13 protein-coding genes are annotated in these 13,879 nt (G+C 31.4%); 6 read left to right on the forward strand and 7 right to left on the reverse strand.

Annotation, left to right across the window (positions count from 1 at the left end; translation table 11 throughout):
• Window positions 1-5: 5 nt before the first annotated feature.
• The 3 genes from V6624_RS09775 to V6624_RS09785 form a co-directional block, all read right to left on the reverse strand.
• Window positions 6-2,534, reverse strand: a complete 2,529-nt coding sequence (locus V6624_RS09775) for a tetratricopeptide repeat protein (protein ID WP_422389337.1) — start codon at window positions 2,532-2,534, stop codon at window positions 6-8.
• 171 nt (window positions 2,535-2,705) lie between these two features.
• Window positions 2,706-3,401, reverse strand: a complete 696-nt coding sequence (locus V6624_RS09780) for an ABC transporter ATP-binding protein (RefSeq protein ID WP_111284347.1) — start codon at window positions 3,399-3,401, stop codon at window positions 2,706-2,708.
• Window positions 3,402-3,462: 61 nt separating this feature from the next.
• Window positions 3,463-4,923, reverse strand: coding sequence for a DUF5687 family protein (locus V6624_RS09785; protein WP_111284345.1), 1,461 nt, complete (start codon window positions 4,921-4,923; stop codon window positions 3,463-3,465).
• 128 nt (window positions 4,924-5,051) lie between these two features.
• Here V6624_RS09785 and V6624_RS09790 point away from each other — a divergent pair, with 128 nt between their 5' ends.
• The 3 genes from V6624_RS09790 to V6624_RS09800 all read left to right on the forward strand — a co-directional run bounded on the left by V6624_RS09790 (window position 5,052) and on the right by V6624_RS09800 (window position 7,162).
• Window positions 5,052-6,104: a 2Fe-2S iron-sulfur cluster-binding protein gene (locus V6624_RS09790; RefSeq protein ID WP_111284343.1), complete on the forward strand. Its 1,053-nt coding sequence runs from the start codon at window positions 5,052-5,054 to the stop codon at window positions 6,102-6,104.
• A 109-nt stretch (window positions 6,105-6,213) separates the two neighbouring features.
• Window positions 6,214-6,588 (forward strand): hypothetical protein, encoded by a 375-nt coding sequence (locus tag V6624_RS09795; protein ID WP_239455582.1) that lies wholly within the window; start codon window positions 6,214-6,216, stop codon window positions 6,586-6,588.
• 229 nt (window positions 6,589-6,817) lie between these two features.
• Window positions 6,818-7,162, forward strand: a complete 345-nt coding sequence (locus tag V6624_RS09800; RefSeq protein WP_239455581.1) for a hypothetical protein — start codon at window positions 6,818-6,820, stop codon at window positions 7,160-7,162.
• 201 nt (window positions 7,163-7,363) lie between these two features.
• On the opposite strand, the gene V6624_RS09805 is transcribed toward V6624_RS09800, so the two are convergent.
• Both V6624_RS09805 and V6624_RS09810 read right to left on the reverse strand, forming a co-directional pair.
• Window positions 7,364-8,374, reverse strand: coding sequence for a glycosyltransferase family 9 protein (locus V6624_RS09805; RefSeq protein ID WP_338841653.1), 1,011 nt, complete (start codon window positions 8,372-8,374; stop codon window positions 7,364-7,366).
• Window positions 8,375-8,417: 43 nt separating this feature from the next.
• Window positions 8,418-9,023 (reverse strand): DUF4254 domain-containing protein, encoded by a 606-nt coding sequence (locus tag V6624_RS09810; RefSeq protein ID WP_338841654.1) that lies wholly within the window; start codon window positions 9,021-9,023, stop codon window positions 8,418-8,420.
• 110 nt (window positions 9,024-9,133) lie between these two features.
• Between V6624_RS09810 and upp the strand changes: the two genes are divergently transcribed.
• The gene (gene upp, locus V6624_RS09815; RefSeq protein WP_338841655.1) at window positions 9,134-9,787 is read left to right on the forward strand and encodes a uracil phosphoribosyltransferase; all 654 of its coding nucleotides are present in this window, start codon (window positions 9,134-9,136) and stop codon (window positions 9,785-9,787) included.
• Here the strand turns inward: upp and V6624_RS09820 are convergent.
• Window positions 9,782-10,711: a DUF6427 family protein gene (locus tag V6624_RS09820; RefSeq protein ID WP_338841656.1), complete on the reverse strand. Its 930-nt coding sequence runs from the start codon at window positions 10,709-10,711 to the stop codon at window positions 9,782-9,784. The genes upp and V6624_RS09820 overlap by 6 nt on opposite strands.
• Before the next feature lie 140 nt (window positions 10,712-10,851).
• Between V6624_RS09820 and V6624_RS09825 the strand changes: the two genes are divergently transcribed.
• Entirely contained in the window at window positions 10,852-11,082 is a 231-nt protein-coding gene (locus tag V6624_RS09825) for a DUF6341 family protein (RefSeq protein ID WP_198855047.1), read from the forward strand.
• A 42-nt stretch (window positions 11,083-11,124) separates the two neighbouring features.
• On the opposite strand, the gene purD is transcribed toward V6624_RS09825, so the two are convergent.
• Complete coding sequence (purD, locus tag V6624_RS09830; protein ID WP_338841657.1) at window positions 11,125-12,399, reverse strand: phosphoribosylamine--glycine ligase; 1,275 nt, start codon at window positions 12,397-12,399, stop codon at window positions 11,125-11,127.
• Window positions 12,400-12,532: 133 nt separating this feature from the next.
• Here purD and V6624_RS09835 point away from each other — a divergent pair, with 133 nt between their 5' ends.
• Window positions 12,533-13,843 (forward strand): phenylacetate--CoA ligase family protein, encoded by a 1,311-nt coding sequence (locus tag V6624_RS09835; RefSeq protein ID WP_111284329.1) that lies wholly within the window; start codon window positions 12,533-12,535, stop codon window positions 13,841-13,843.
• Window positions 13,844-13,879: the final 36 nt, after the last annotated feature.

A 13,879-nucleotide genomic window follows, 5' to 3' on the forward strand; every position in this document is an offset into this window, starting at 1 on the left:
GGCGGTTAAGGGGTTTTTGGGGTCAAGTATGCTTCTAAATTCTTTTTAATCTGAACAATTTTATAATTATCAGCTGATATAATTATTGCCTGATCTGGAATTTTATATTTTTTATCATCTCTGAAAACTCCAGCAATATCATTCGCATAAGCTTCAGATTTTAAACCATGAATAACTACAAAACTTTCTGTTTTATTGTATTTATCCAAAGATGTTGTCAATCTTTCGTAATTTTCAACTAACAAAAATACTCTAATTGCTTCTTCAATTCTTTTAACCGTTTTAGTATCGGTATTAGCAACACGATATAGTATTTTCCAATTTTTGTTGTCGACAGTTGTAAAATTAAGTCTCTCTAAAACCGGAACTTGTTTTTCGAGAATTTCTCTAGCATTTTTACCTTCTTCACTGTTCGGGTAATTGTCTGCTACATTTTCAAGACCTTTTTTATAAGCCTCCAAACCATTTACTTTTCCTAAAGTATTGGCTTTTAATAATTCATATTTAGAAACAATATCTTCGCCAGAATATTGATTAATTAAATTATCAATATTGGCTAAGACTTCATCAAAGTGTTCTTCTTCAAAGAGTTTAAACCACTTTTTGTATTCTACGTCAGGATTAGAATTCGGATCGTCCGATTTATTATTTAAAATCTGAGCATATCTCGAAGTTGGATATTTTGTCGAAATTTCAGCTTTTATTGCTTCCGCTTTTTCTGGATTTGTAATTTGATAAATTTTATACAAATTATACATTGATGGCAAAATCAGTTTTTCTTCAGGATTATTATGCAGTAATTGTTCGAGCTTATCACTAGCTAAATTATATTCCTTAAACTTCTCCTTATATATAAGTCCTAATTGGTAATATGCAAAATTGCGTTCTTTACCAATACTATCCATCGCAGCTTCTGAAGTTGGAAGCTGTTTAACATAATAAGCTACAGTATATTTTTCTGGTACAATGGTATCTTTCAATACATTAGCAACTTCTTTTGTATTTATGCTATCATTAATTGCATCGCTAGCAGATTTTGTTCCTCCTAATCTCCAATTTCCTCCTAGAGATCTACTACCCCACATTTTTTTAAACTGCAGTTTTCCGTAGGCAACCGTTGTTGGATTGTAGAAATAAAAAGTACTTGCATTGTCATTATTAGTTCCTGGAGGCATTCCGATTCCATCAGATTCTGCAGGTTTACCTAAAGATTGTGGATTAACAGCTCCATTTACAGGTCCTTGTGCTTGTGAATTTCGATCGATGTTTGCTAATCGTTCTTTTTCTTTTTCCTCAAACAGTTTTTTTTCTTCGTCTTTCTTTTTAAGCTCAGCAATGTAATTTTCGAAGAAAGATTTCTTTTCAGTCGGTGGCATATTGTAAACTGTAATAATACTATCATTACGTTTTGCAACCGCTTCGTATTTAATTACGTTATCTAGATTTTTTCTGTTTTTTTCTATAAACGCATACTCTCTAGTTTTTGGATCTAATTTTGTCAAAGTACTATCATAATACTTCGCGGCCATTGTATAATCTGTATTTTTGAAATACATATTTCCAATGTTACGGTATGCCGATGCCATTAAATATGGATCTTTGGATTTTCTTCCTAAAGATTTATTGTAAAATACTAAAGCATTTTCTTGATCTTTCTTTTTGTCATAGTAAACTCCCATTTCATAAAAAAGAAAATCATAATAAGGACGGTTTTCACGATCTGTAACCAGCTTATTGAATGTTTTTAAAAAGATGGTATCGTTATCTTTTCCATAATCAAACATTTGTGCTTTTTTCGCGTAAGCGTGCATCATATATTTACGATCTGCTTTTCTATTTAAATCAATTACAGCATCATAAAAATAGATTGCGCTATCTCGTTTTTCTTCAGCCTGATACATTTGGCCAAGAATAAAACGGTATCTAGCGCGCTCTTCATTTTTTCTAGTAAACTGCTCTGCAATTCTAAGTCTAGAAACAGCACTGTCTTTTTCTTCCAAATTCAGAAAAGCTTCTGCAAGAAGAGCATTTGCATCGGCGTAAGTTTGTTTGTCTAAATCTGTATTTCTAAGTAAAAGTTTGATGTTTTTTAATGCGATGGCATCATTACCTAAGCGCATATTGGTTTTTTCGCGCCAGATTTTTGCAATGTAAATATTATTACTTTCTGGATATTTGTATAAAATATAATTGAACGCCTCAATTGCTGGGATAAAACGCTGATCATAATATCTCGCTTTTCCCAACATTAAGTAAGCTTCATCTATCTGAGTGTTTTTTTCTCTACCCCCAATATTCATCGAGTGCTTCTGAATCGCTTTGGTCGCTTTTGTCTCAGCTCTTTCAAAATCAGGGTTTTTAGCTTTTTCTCCTTCAGAAAAATTTTCGTCAAACTGCATTTTTTCTATTGGCAGTAATTTCCAAAAATTATCTTCATTATTAGACTGAATAGAAAGCAAACCTTTATCTAAACTAATCCCTCCATTGTACAAAATATTATATTTAGTACCAACAGAGTGAGAAGTTCTAGACAAAAATGTATTTTTTTTGGTAGAACAAGCTATCAAAAAGAATAAAAAAATGAGAATAAAACTATATTTAAGAGTATTCTTTTTCAATAGAAAGAGTTTAAATCAGATAACTACTAAAAATTGTTTTTAGTATATTGACTTGTAAAAATACGCTTCTTTTTTAAATATTGAAATTTATACTGCAAAAAACAATTCGAGTTCTTGTAAGGTTTCTTTTGAAGTTTGAATATCTTTCACAACCTCACCTTTATTAAGAGCAACTATTCGGTCACAAACCTCTACTGTATGCTGCAAATCGTGGCTTGAAACTAAAACCGTTACATTTGGATCATCTGCCAATTCTTTAATGATTTTTTTCAATCGGCTAACCGTTGTTGGATCTAGATTTGCAAAAGGTTCATCTAAAATTACAACTTCAGGATTTCCAATAAGTGTTGCTATGATTCCCACTTTTTTCTGGTTTCCTTTTGACAAGTCACGAAGGTATTTTTTGTTCTTTAAAATTTCTCCGTTAAAAAACTCCTCATATTTCGCCAATAACGCATCGATATCTGCTTTATTCTGATTACGCAAATCACCAATAAAATAAAAATATTCTTCAGGAGTTAAATATCCGATAAGGAAATTTTCATCTAAAAATGATCCTGTAAAAGATTTCCAGTTTTCACTTGTATTTACCTGAATATCATGGCTTTTTATATATCCTGTTGAAGGTTGGATAAGATCTAAAAGCAAACTGAAAAAAGTTGTTTTTCCTGCTCCGTTATTTCCAACCAATCCGAAACTTTGCCCTTTTGGAATTTCAAGATTGCTGATATTTAATACAGTTGTTCCGTTATATGTTTTTGAAAGTTGACTTACTTGTATCATGGTAATTGTAAATTTTAGATTGTTGATTTTAGATTAATTATCTAATTGACTCATTTTCTAATTAATTCTTTTGTTTGTATGCGCTAATCGTACTGTATTTCTCAATCTTGTATCTTTTTTCGATTAGAGAAAATACTTTTTCTTTGAAGATAAAACCTAAAATTCCAGCTCCAGCTACTAAGCTTAACGCCACAGTTTTATCTGCAAAATGTAATCCAAGCCAATACAATAATAAAGGCAGAAATATTTTTGGTAAAGACAAAAGCATTGAATTAACGTTAAAAGCTTTTTTATCTCCAAAAGCTCCGCCGGCGTTACTCAAATCAATTGGAGTTTTTGTAAAAGCTCCGCCTAAAAGAACTAAATGAGAATTGACTCCAATATTATAAATCGCTCCAACTACAATCGTTAAATAAACTTCCCATCCATAAAAAAGGTAAAATGATGCCAAAATGGTAGAAATAAAAGTAACAATTACAATAAGCCACCATTTCGCAGTAATGTAACCTCGATACGGAATATTCTGTGTCATCATTAATTGATAATATGAACTATCCCAGCTTGGTACAAATTGTCCAAAAACAAAAAGAAATCCTCCCGAGACAAATATTCCAGCAAAAATGTGCATTGCCGCGGGTTGATGCGGGTTGGCGAAAAAAATCAATCCATAAAATAAAAAGATCACACTCATTACAATAGTTGTCTTAGACCTTTTATTTCTTTTGATAAGTTTAATATCATTTTTAAGGAATGTTCCCAAAGTTCCAAATTGGTTCAGCCAAGTTAAATTCTCTGTTGACGCAACATCATGTTTTACAGAAAGACCTGCATCTAAGTATAAATTCTTTTCAAAGTATTTGAAAGTAAAAGCATAAAGCCCAATTAATACTAAAATTGGAATTAAAAATATTCCATCGATATCATAAAAGCTCTGAAAAAATGGCGTTGTAAATGTCGTGATATCAAATAACTTATAATATTGCGCGCCTCCAAAAACGACAATCAATACCACAAATACAGCAAACAATTTGTCAATATTGCTCAAAATAATATTCAGGAAATTATTGATGTATATCATAGCCATTATTCCTAAATGCCAAAAAATAATTTCGACAACATCGTAACCATTTAAAATTAGTACAACCGAAAATGGAATAAAAAATAAAGCATGCACCCAGTTAAAAAAAGACAAAGCCGTTTTGCCTAAAGAAAAATGCACAATTGTTGGCTTCTTAAAAGGAAGAACCAATAATGGTTTAATATTTAAAACAGGAATTGATTGTAGCAACAATCGAATTATTAAATCTAAAAGGAAATAATAAATCAGAAATTTGTTGACAGTTACTAATGGTTCCAATTTCATCTCCTTAAGGACATAAAATGCTCCAACTCCCATACCAATAAAAATTAGGGAAAAATAGATCATTAAAAAACCTATTAAAATTTTCATTGCCAGGTTTTTACCGAAAGATGCCGATCTGCTGAAAGCCTTCCATTCGAGGTAAAGAAACTTCTTAATCATTGTTTTTGGTTTTAGTATTTTTGTAGTAAGAGATCAAATGTAGGAAAACGTTACAAAAAAAGTTAAAAAAAATAATTTAGTGGCAATCTTTTAATAGTGGTTTGCTACTTTTGCATAAAAATTCTATCATGCCTTCATTCTTAAAACTAATAATTAAAGAGGTTAAACGTGAAACTGCAAATGCTGTTTCTGTACTTTTTAATGTTCCCGAAGAACTAAAACCTGACTATAAATTTATTGCAGGTCAATATATAAATTTAAAACTAACTCTTGATAATCAAGAAATTAGACGTGCTTATTCTATTTGCTCTGCACCAGACAGCGGCGAATTACGAATTGCTGTAAAAGCAGTAAAAAATGGTCTTTTTTCTCAGTTTGCCAACACAACTTTAAAAGCAGGTGATGTTCTAGAAGTTGGGCAGCCAGAAGGAAAGTTTACTTTTGAGCCAGACGCTGAAAGACAAAAAAACTATGCAGCTTTTGTTGCAGGAAGCGGAATTACTCCTGTTCTTTCAATCATAAAATCGGTTTTAAAAAATGAGCCAAAAAGTTCATTTGTATTAGTTTACGGAAATAAAACTCCTGAAGAAACAATCTTTTTTCAAGAACTTCACGATTTACAACTACAATATGTAGGAAGATTTTTTGTGCATTACGTTTACAGTCAGGCAAAAGCTGAAAATGCTTTATTTGGAAGAATTGAAAAATCTTCTGTGAATTTTGTTTTAAACAACAAACACAAAGAGCTTCAATTTGATAAGTTTTTCCTTTGTGGACCAGAAGACATGATCAATACTGTTTCAAATGTTTTGAAAGAGAAAAATGTAAAAGAGTCTGCTATTAAATTTGAGCTATTTACGTCTTCTTCTGAAGAGCATGCAATTCAAGGTTCTCAAGAGGGACATACAAAAATTACTGTTTTAGTAGATGATGAAGAGACTACTTTTGAAATGTCTAAAAAACAAACTATTCTTGACGCAGCACTAAAACAAGGTGTTGACGCACCATATTCTTGTCAAGGCGGAATCTGTAGTAGCTGTTTAGGGCGTGTGACAAAAGGAAGTGCAGAAATGACGAAAAATTCTATTTTAACAGACAGCGAAATTGCCGAAGGTTTAATTTTAACTTGCCAAGCACATCCAACTTCAGAAACTATTTATGTTGATTACGACGACGTATAGTATTTGAAAATTCCAAAATATAAAAATCCAAATTCCAATTTTACAATTGGGATTTGGATTTTTTTTTGTTTAATTGCGTTATTTCTAATCTTTGTCAAAGTTTAAAACTTTGACAAAGATCTGGCTTGGTCCCGAGGCCTCGGGATGGCATTTAAAAATTGAAATTGAATTGAATATGAAATCTGTACGAGAAATTTTTAGAAACAAAGAATATCTTCTGGATGAACCTGAAGTTATGAAGCTGATTGATTACTGTGAAGAACTTCAGGATGAAATTGTTGAATTTAAATTTCAAAAAACCGACAATAAAGAACTTGCTTTGCTCGACATGATCAAAGAAGTTATAAAAGGATGTGATGCCATTGAAAGAGAACAAATGGAGCATGAACGCTACGGTTATGACGCGCCAAATTACCAGGAAACCATTGCAAATCTAAAAAGTTATATCTACCGTCGTTGTCGCGATGAGAAGATTTGGCTCTAATTGAAATAAAAACAAAATTTTATTAAAATTTTGCCAAATTTTCATTAAATTAGGGGTATAATTATGGCAATATCAATCTCGCCTTTTGAGAATTTGTAGAGCTAAATCAAATTTGTCAAACATTTAAACATTAAATATCATGACAGCTCACGTTCAACACTTTCATTTATATCTATTTATTATGCTATTTGTAACTGCTTCGCTATGCGTTCTGGCAGTTATTATAAAAATGAAAAACAAAAAAGGTCCAAAGATGCTTGAAAGAGAAAAATACAATTCAACGTTGACCGAAAAAATGGTAGAAGTTAAAAAGACCGATTCGAATATTTTTAATATCTGGCCTTATGTAAGCAAACTTAAATCGGCTAAAGTTTTATCTAAGAAAATAAAAGATCATGACTTAATTTATAAAATTTACAGAGATTCATCTGATAAATTTGAACACATTCTATTGTCAACCGAAGACAAAAACAACTTTGTCAGCATTATAGTAAACAAAAAAAGAAAAAAAACTATCGGATATTCTTTCCTCGATTCTAATGAAAGATATGATCTAAACAAAAATATTGCTTAAATATTGTTTGATCAGCAAATACCCCAGCGGGGTAAAATATTTATCGGATCACAATAAAACAAAAGAAAAAAGCTCCAGCGGAGCGACATTATAATAAAAAATGTCGCTCCGCTGGAGCTTTAATATTGTAGACGTGATTCTTTTGTATAAATATTTCGCTTCTCCGAAGCTTATAACAAAAAAACGCTATTTTTTAATCTTTTATGAAAGCTGCTCTACAACTTTTTCAACAACCTGTTGTGGTAAAATCGTTTTCATCGCATCTTCATAACCTTCAACCATTTTATTTCCATAAACCGAAGTTGGTAATTTTGGATATTGATTTCGGTCTGAAGTCAGTGCGTTTTCTAAACTTTGATTGAATGGCAAAAATCCAGCGTATGGATGGGTTGCGCCCCAAAGCGTAACAACTTTTACTCCCAACATTGCTGCAATATGAGCATTTCCAGAATCCATAGAAAGCATTACGTCTAGATTGCTTATCAATTTTAATTCTTGCTGAAATTTAATTTTTCCAGCAACATTTATTACATTTTTAAAAGGTTCTGAAAGCGAATTTAAAATATCAATTTCTTTCTTTCCGCCACCAAAAAGCAAAATAGTTTGATCTTTATTTTCGGCCAATTTTTCAATCACATCTTTCATTAAATCTAAAGGATAAACTTTTGAATCGTATTGGGCAAAAGGCGCAATTCCAATTAATTTTTGATAATTCTCTCCAATTAAATCGGTAATTTCTGCACTTAAAATCGCTTTTTTAGGAAATTCAGGATGAGATAAATCTACAGGAAAACCAAGTTCTTCAAATACTTTTGCGTGTCTTTCAAACATTGTTGGCAATTGTTTGAAAATCTTATTTTCAGCACGGGTTAGTTCTTTTTTTCCTTCTCTTCCTTTATCAACTGTTGCTCTTTTTTTTCCGCTTAAAGCGAAAAGTAAACTCACAACCTTAGATCTCAAAACGTTATGAAGATCTGCAAAGGCATCTATTTTCAGTTTTTTTACATCTTGAAATAAACGTAAAAGTCCAAGAAATCCTTTATGCCTTTCTTTTTCATCAAAAGCAAAAAATTCCAAATTCGGAATTCCTTCAAAGAAAGGTTTGAAAAATGGACGGGAAATAACCGTAAGTTTTACCTCTGGATATTGTTTTACAAAAGCTCGTAAAACAGGAACCGTCATGGCGACATCTCCCATTGCGGATAGTCTCATGACGGCTATATGCTTAATTTTGCTAGACAAGTCTGCCAAATTATTATTTTTTATTTTGATATAAAACTGGATTCAAATCATCGTCGTTGTACATTTTCATTTGTTTGTACACTTTCATGAATTTATCTCCGTTTTCGATATCTGTCAATAATTCTTCAATTGCTGTAGATAAATCTGTTCTTTGCTCTAAAAGTACATTTAATTTTTCTTGACATTTATCTCTGTGTTCTTGAGAAGCTTCTGCACGATTTGCTTCTTCATGCATGTGATAAATTTTTAAAGCCAAAATAGACAATCTGTCAAAAGCCCAAGCAGGACTCTCAGAATTGATTTTTGCTCCGTCTTTTACTTTTACAGTGCTATACTTTTGTAAAAAATAGCTATCTATATATTCCACCATATCAGTACGTTCCTGATTTGATGCATCAATTCTTCTTTTTAAAGTTAATGCCGCAACTGGATCAATCTGCGGATCACGGATAATATCTTCAAAATGCCATTGAACGGTGTCAATCCAATTTTTTAGATATAACAAATGCTCGAACTTATCTTTTGGATAAGGATTATTGATCGGCTGATCTACATTATCAAATTGATGATAATCTTTGATGCTTTGCTCGAAAACAGAATATGCTAATTTTGAAAACATGTTTTTATTTTTTTATAAAACAAAGATACTTTTTATACTTTTATACTTTGAAAAAAAACATTAATTTTTCAATTATTCTTAATAAACAATTGATCTTCTAAAAAAATATTATGAAAATTCATTATATCTCTGAAAACAACAGCGTATTAAATCATTTTTTAGGTCAGATCCGAAATGTAAATGTTCAAAATGACAGTCTGCGTTTTCGTAGAAATATTGAGCGTATTGGAGAAATTATGGCTTATGAATTGAGCAAAATTCTACCATATAAAGAAGTTGAAATTCAGACGCCGCTTGGAATTAAGAAGACCACAGAAATTGATACCGATTTGGTATTATGCCCAATTTTAAGAGCGGGACTGCCTCTGCATAATGGTTTTTTAAATTATTTTGACCACGCAGAAAACAGCTTTGTCTCTGCTTGCAGATACCATCCAAACCATGATGATGAATTTGAAATTCGAGTTGAGTATCAGGCCATTTCAGATTTAAATAATAAAACTGTACTGCTTCTTGATCCGATGCTTGCTACAGGACAATCGATTGTTGCTGTTCATGAAAAATTAGTAGAAAATGCTTCTCCAACAGAAATTCACATTGTTGTAGTCATTGCAGCTCCAGAAGGAATTGCTTTCCTTGAAAAAAATCTTCCTGAAAACTGCCACTTGTGGGTTGCTTCTCTAGACGAAAAACTAAATGAGAAAAACTATATTGTTCCAGGGCTTGGCGACGCTGGCGATCTTGCTTATGGAAGTAAATTATAACTGAGAGAAAAAAGTAAATAAGCTACACACAATCAGGGTATAATAAACAATTTCGTTATTAAGTTTCTGCTGCATATATTCCACATGACTTGTTGCCATAATACTTAATGGTGCAATACTAAACAATAATAAATCATTGCTTTTATTTGGCGAAATGATGTAAACAAAAACCGCTATAAAAAAACAAGCCACAATTTTCTTGTACGATGAATGTACAATTTGTGGTCTGTTTGATAGTGTCATTAACATCGAAGTAACAAAAAATAATGCTACAGCCGTATAAATAGAAAGTGCGGCATTTTCGTAATTATTCTTAAAATAATCAATTCTAAAATCGACTACTGCTCTTTCTTGAATGAAAGTTACAGCGTCAATATTTAAAATTAATGATGTCATGTAGAATAAAATCGTTACAGCCAAAAGTGCTATAAAAGGCAGAACCCAGTTTCTATAATCTCTTGAAACGTGAAAAATAATAGAGATATAAACCAATATTAAAAAGAGAATACTCCAAAATTGAAATAAAGAAGCTACAAAAATCCAAAATGCCGCATCAAATATTTTTTCTTTTGATGATTTTAAAGATTGCAGCGAAATCAATCTTCGAAGAGCCAATAAAATGAAAAAATTGGCATAGATAACATTCGAGTCATTAAATATTGTTGGGAAAAATAAAATAAACAATAAGTAAAAAAGTATCGCGTAACCATTGTCTTTACTGAGTCCGTTCTTTTTTACAATGAAATTAATCATAAAAAACGAAGCCAAAATAAAGCATAGCAAACTCACTTTTTGAAAAGCCAAAAAATAAGAAGTAACCCAAGATGGGTCTTTAATTTGGAACATAAAAAAGAAAACCAGTATTAAAATTACAACCAACGAATAATTTAATGGCGTAGATTTTTTAAAAACACTTGTTATCATAAGGATATTTTATACTTTTGTGATTGTAAAGATAATACTTGTTTAAAAGGAAAAACCTAACAAGTTGAAAAAAGATTTGGTTCGCCGAATTTTATCTTCAAGGCATTACACAACAATAATAACATATAATTTTTAAAATTATGACAGCTTTTTTTGAAGGAATTCAATACCTATTCGTTAACATTTTGTTTGCTCCACTTGACTTTTTACGTCACTTAGAATTAAAAACATGGTTTGGTGCAAACACTATTAACTGGATTTTTATGATCATCTGTGCATGTGCAATCGTTTATTGGATTAAACAATTACGCATTTTTGATGACGCTGGAACAGAAAACCAAGATACAACGGCTCATTCATTTTTAAAATAAAAAACCAAACCCTTTAATTAAAAAGGGCTTGTGAACTTATTTTTAGATTAAATCGAAACCGATATCTTTTCTAAAATACATCTTATCAAAACTTAGTTTATCTATGTTTTGGTAAGATTTTTTTATGGCCTCTTGGAAATTATCTCCGTAAGATGTTACTGCAATTACACGTCCTCCATTAGTAACGACATTTTCGCCATCTAATTTTGTTCCTGCGTGAAAAACTATAGAATCGGTTACATTTTCTAAACCAGAAATTACTTTTCCTTTTTCAAAATCTTCAGGATATCCGCCAGAAACTACCATTACCGTTGTTGCGCTTCTTGGATCAACTTCTAAATTAAAGTCTCCTAATTTCTGGTCTGCAACAGATAAAAACAATTCAACTAAATCAGATTTCAATCTTGGAACTACAACTTCAGTTTCAGGATCTCCCATTCTTACGTTGTACTCGATAACGATTGGTTCGTTTTTCACATTGATTAAACCAATAAACACGAATCCTTTATATTCGATTCCGTCTTTTTGGAAACCTTCGATAGTTGGTTTTACAATACGTGTTTCAATTTTTTCCATTAAAACCGCATCAACATAAGGAACTGGAGAAACTGCTCCCATTCCGCCTGTGTTTAAACCTGTATCTCCCTCTCCAATTCTTTTGTAATCTTTTGCTGTTGGAAGAATTTTATAGCTTTTCCCGTCAGTTAAAACGAAACAGCTTAATTCGATTCCGTCCAAGAATTCTTCAATAACCACTTTTGAACTCGCTGTTCCAAATTTGGCATGAACCAACATATTTCTTAATTCAGTTTTTGCTTCTTCAAGATCTTGAATAATCAAAACTCCTTTTCCAGCTGCCAATCCGTCTGCTTTTAAAACGTAAGGTGGCTGTAAAGTTTCCAGAAATTTACATCCTTCTTCAACTGTTTCGGCAGTAAAACTGTCGTAAGCTGCAGTGGGAATGTTATGTTTCATCAAGAATTCTTTTGCAAATTCTTTACTTCCTTCTAATTGAGCTCCAACTTTTGATGGTCCAATAACCGGAATATGTTTTAAACTTTCGTCGTTTTTAAAATAATCGTACACACCTTTTACTAAAGGATCTTCAGGTCCTACGACTACTAAACTTATATTTTCTTTTAGCACTAATGCTTTTACTGCTTCAAAATCGGTTGCAGAAATTGCAACGTTTTCAGCAATTGCAGCAGTTCCCGCATTTCCAGGTACTACAAAAAGTTTTTCGCAAAGTGGACTTTGAACCATTTTCCACGCAAATGCATGCTCTCTTCCGCCTGATCCCAATAATAAAATTGTCATGTGTTGTTGTATTTTAGTTGTGGTGCAAAAATAATTGCTTTTGAACTTAAAAAATAATTTAATCTTAAAAAGTTGCTCATTCTTCCATGTTAGTAACTGGATAATATTACTTTTGACGAAAAATTAGTCCCAAATGATTTCTCTATTTGACATTACGCTTCGTTTAAATGGTTTTCCGATAAAGGAAGCTAAAGCCGAATTGCAAAAAATTGTCAATTTATCTGAACAAGAATATGTTCTTTTTCTTGAAAAGAAGAAAAAAGAAATTGTCGATTTTCATTTGGAAAATAATCCTTTTTATAGCCAATTAGCTGGAAATTCAACTGCTAAAAGTTGGGAAGAACTTCCAATTTTAAATAAGCAAAATTTGCAGAAACCTCTGGAAGAAAGACTTTCAAAAGGTTATTCTAAAAAAACGGTTTACCTCAACAAAACATCTGGATCCAGCGGAACTCCTTTTGTTTTTGCAAAAGACAAGTATTCGCACGCTTTAACTTGGGCTTCCAACATTATGCGTTTTGGCTGGTTTGGCATTGATTTTAACCATTCGTATCAGGCACGTTTTTATGGAATTCCAATGGATTTTATTGGATATCAAAAAGAGCGCTTTAAGGATTTTTTGAGCGGACGTTTTCGTTTTCCTGTTTTTGATTTGTCTGATGCTATTTTAGAGAAATTCCTAAAAAAATTCAGAACCAAAAAATTCGATTATATTAACGGTTATACCAGTTCTATTGTATTATTTGCCAAATATTTAGAAAAGAAAAATATTGTTTTAAAAGACATTTGTCCAACTTTAAAAGCTTGTTTTGTCACTTCCGAAATGCTTTTTGAATCGGATAAAAAACTTTTAGAAAAACAATTCGGAATTCCGATTATCAATGAATATGGTGCTTCTGAATTAGATTTAATTGCTTTTGAAAATCCTAAAGGCGAATGGCAGGTAAATGCTGAAACTCTTTTTGTGGAAATTTTAGATGAAAACAATAATCCTGTTCCACATGGAACGGAAGGAAAAATTGTGATTACATCTTTGTTCAACAAAGCAAATCCTTTCATTCGATATGAAATTGGCGATATTGGAATTTTGGATGAAAAAAGTACACCTCAAAAACCAATTCTTAAAAAATTAATTGGAAGAACCAATGATGTTGCTGTTTTGCCAAGTGGTAAAAAATCTCCAGGTTTGACATTTTATTATGTAACCAAAAGCATCATTGAAGATGATGGAAACGTAAAAGAATTCATTATCAAACAAACTAAATTAGATACTTTTGAAATTGAATATATTTCTGAAAATGAATTAGTTTCAGAACAAATTCAAAAAATAAAAGAAGCAATTGATTTGTATCTCGAGCCAAATCTAATCTTCACTTTCACCAGAAAAACTGTTTTAGCAAGAACCAATCGCGGGAAACTAAAGCAGTTTAAATCTTATTTGTAAATATAAATAAAATCTTACATTTGTTTTTTTAATTAA

Source organism: Flavobacterium ginsenosidimutans (genome assembly GCF_037478105.1).
Taxonomy (GTDB): domain Bacteria; phylum Bacteroidota; class Bacteroidia; order Flavobacteriales; family Flavobacteriaceae; genus Flavobacterium; species Flavobacterium ginsenosidimutans.

Bases quoted from the DNA above. Each gene is read 5' to 3' on its own strand.
- V6624_RS09780 (WP_111284347.1), bottom strand. From the start codon at position 3,401: ATGATACAAGTAAGTCAACTTTCAAAAACATATAACGGAACAACTGTA.
- V6624_RS09785 (WP_111284345.1), bottom strand. From the start codon at position 4,923: ATGATTAAGAAGTTTCTTTACCTCGAATGGAAGGCTTTCAGCAGATCG.
- V6624_RS09790 (WP_111284343.1), top strand. From the start codon at position 5,052: ATGCCTTCATTCTTAAAACTAATAATTAAAGAGGTTAAACGTGAAACT.
- V6624_RS09800 (WP_239455581.1), top strand. From the start codon at position 6,818: ATGAAAAACAAAAAAGGTCCAAAGATGCTTGAAAGAGAAAAATACAAT.
- V6624_RS09805 (WP_338841653.1), bottom strand. From the start codon at position 8,374: ATGAGACTATCCGCAATGGGAGATGTCGCCATGACGGTTCCTGTTTTA.
- V6624_RS09810 (WP_338841654.1), bottom strand. From the start codon at position 9,023: ATGTTTTCAAAATTAGCATATTCTGTTTTCGAGCAAAGCATCAAAGAT.
- upp (WP_338841655.1), top strand. From the start codon at position 9,134: ATGAAAATTCATTATATCTCTGAAAACAACAGCGTATTAAATCATTTT.
- V6624_RS09820 (WP_338841656.1), bottom strand. From the start codon at position 10,711: ATGATAACAAGTGTTTTTAAAAAATCTACGCCATTAAATTATTCGTTG.
- V6624_RS09825 (WP_198855047.1), top strand. From the start codon at position 10,852: ATGACAGCTTTTTTTGAAGGAATTCAATACCTATTCGTTAACATTTTG.
- purD (WP_338841657.1), bottom strand. From the start codon at position 12,399: ATGACAATTTTATTATTGGGATCAGGCGGAAGAGAGCATGCATTTGCG.
- V6624_RS09835 (WP_111284329.1), top strand. From the start codon at position 12,533: ATGATTTCTCTATTTGACATTACGCTTCGTTTAAATGGTTTTCCGATA.